Source organism: Ruminococcus sp. CAG:379 (assembly GCF_000434255.1).
Lineage (GTDB): Bacteria > Bacillota > Clostridia > Oscillospirales > Ruminococcaceae > Ruminococcus_F > Ruminococcus_F champanellensis.
In genome coordinates, this window is record NZ_FR894929.1 from 47,548 (window position 1) to 50,123 (window position 2,576).

2 protein-coding genes are annotated in these 2,576 nt (G+C 53.8%); both read right to left on the reverse strand.

All coding sequences use genetic code 11. From position 1 onward, the window contains the following. Positions 1 to 101: 101 nt before the first annotated feature. On the reverse strand, positions 102 to 2,042 hold the full coding sequence (gene glgB / locus QVO51_RS10800; protein WP_022358407.1) for a 1,4-alpha-glucan branching protein GlgB: 1,941 nt from the start codon (positions 2,040 to 2,042) through the stop codon (positions 102 to 104). 221 nt (positions 2,043 to 2,263) lie between these two features. Beyond that, a partial coding sequence (locus QVO51_RS10805; RefSeq protein WP_288168232.1) for a SpoIIE family protein phosphatase occupies positions 2,264 to 2,576 on the reverse strand: 313 nt, incomplete at its 5' end.

Consider the following 2,576-nt stretch of genomic DNA (forward strand, 5'->3'; position numbering starts at 1 on the left):
CCAGGAGCATTGCTACACATTCTTTTTTAATGTACATAATTCATACTCGATTTTTCCGGAAGGGAAAAATCCACTCCTCTCTGCATTCGTTGGTAAAACTTCTATTTCTGCGCCGCTTTGGGCGGTGCGGATTTCTTAGTCGATCTGCGTTTTTTATACGGCACCGGCTTGAAGAACATGGTGGACAAGGGCGCCAGCGTCAGCGCAATGCTGTTGTCAAAGCCATGCATGGGGATGGCTTCGGATTTGACGGCTTTTTCTGCTGCGCCGGAGCCGCCGAATTCCGTGGCGTCCGAATTGAACAGCAGCTTATAGCTGCCCTTATAGGGCACACCGATCCGGTATTCCCGCCGCTCCACCGGCACAAAGTTGCACACCACGATCAGCTCCTCACCCTTGTCGTCAAACCGGCGGAAGGCAATGACGCTTTGCTGATAATCGTCATTGGCGATCCAGCTAAATCCATCCCAGGAGTCGTCCCGCTCCCACAGGGGCGGATGCTCCGCATAAAACCGATTCAATTTCCGGGTGTACTTGAGCATGGTGTTGTGCTTGGGGTAATCCAGAAGCATCCAGTCCAGCTGCTGCTGATAATCCCACTCCTTCATCTGGGCAAACTCCTGTCCCATAAAGAGCAGCTTCTTGCCCGGATGCGCCATCATATAGCCAAGAAACGCCCGGTAGGAGTCGAATTTCTGATCGTAGCCGCCGCTCATCTTGCCGATCATGGAGCATTTGCCATGCACCACTTCATCGTGGGAAATGGGCAGCACGTAATTTTCGGAAAAACAGTAGAAGAACGAGAAGGTCAGCTTATCGTGGTTGCCGGAGCGGAACAGAGGATCCATGGACATATAGCTGAGCATATCGTTCATCCAGCCCATATTCCATTTAAAGTTAAACCCCAGACCTCCGTCGCAGGTAGGCTTGGTGACCATGGGCCAGGCGGTGGATTCCTCGGCGATCATCAACGCATCCGGGAACTTTTCAAACACTGCTTCATTGAGATGCCGCAGGAAATCGATGGCCTCTAAATTCTCCCTGCCCCCGTTCTTGTTGGGGCACCACTGACCATCCGGCCGGTCGTAATCCAGGTACAGCATGGATGCCACCGCATCCACCCGGAGACCATCCACGTGAAATTCCTCAAACCAGCAGCATGCACTGGAGATCAGGAAGGAGCACACCTCCGGCCTGCCGTAATCGAACACCTTGGTGCCCCAGGCGAAATGCTCCCCCTTGCGCACGTCCTCGTATTCGTAGCAGCATCCACCGTCAAACTCGAACAAGCCGTGTTCATCCTTGGGGAAGTGCGCCGGTACCCAGTCCAGGATCACCCCGATGCCGGCAGCATGGAACGCATCCACCATGGCACGGAAATCATCCGGCGTACCAAACCGGGAGGTGGGGGCAAAATAGCCCGTGACCTGATAGCCCCAGGAGCCGTCGTAGGGATACTCCGTCAGGGGCATGAACTCAATATGGGTATAAGACATTTTTTGCAGATACGGGATCATCTGCTTTGCAAAGGTCCGGTAATCCAGAAAGCTCCCGTCCGGATTGGTGCGCCAAGAGTTAAAATGTACTTCGTACACATTCACCGGGCTTTTGTAAATATTTCTCTGCCGCTTGGCTTTGCGCCAGGCGTCATCCTTCCATTCATAGCTGCTCTCGTAGATCTTGGAGGCAGTGGCTGGCCGGGTCTCATAATGCGCTCCGTAAGGATCCGCCTTCATACGGATCTTGCCGTCCCTGCCCTCGATGCTGTATTTATAGGCAGCGAACTGCTCCAGCCTGGGGATGCAGCATTCCCATACGCCGCCCCCGATGGCGTGCATGGGGGTCTGACTTCTGTCCCAGCGGTTGAAATCTCCCACCAGGGAAACGGATCGGGCATGGGGCGCCCAGACCCGGAAGCAATGATACTGTGTACCCTTGCTGGATATCGTGTGTGCGCCGAAAAATAAATAGGACTTGCAATTTTTCCCGCTCAAAAACAAAGACAGCGGAAATTCATTTTCTTTTTGCAGATCCGGAATCATAGTATCACCCTCCCCTATGCTTACATTTTAACAGATTCCCGCCCTGGATTCAAGCATTTCTGCGCACATCCAAAAAAGTTCATATACTCCGCCTAGAATCAACCGTCCATTTTATGCATATTGTACAAAATCGCAAAAAATCGCGTGGAAAACGCCTTGACTCCTCGTATATTTTTCACAAAATTCTGCAAGGCATAAAGAAGGCGGCTGATGCCGCCTTCTTAGTCCGTGTTCCTTCTGACCTGCGCCAGCAGCACTGTGATATCGTCCGGTCTGCCGTCTGCCGCACTGCGCTGTGCCTTGCAGCAGATAGCCTGGGCAGTCTGCTGAAGGGAGCCTCCTGCCAGCAGCTTCTGCTTGACAAAGGCGTACTCGCTTTCCTCCACCCCGTCGGACATCAGCACGATCACGTCCGAATCCTCCAGCCGGAGCCGGGTCACATGCGCCTCCGGTCTGCCCACGATGCCGATGGGAAAGGTGGGGGTCTGGTACATGGTCACCACCTGTCCCTGCTGGATCAGAGTGGGGGCTGCC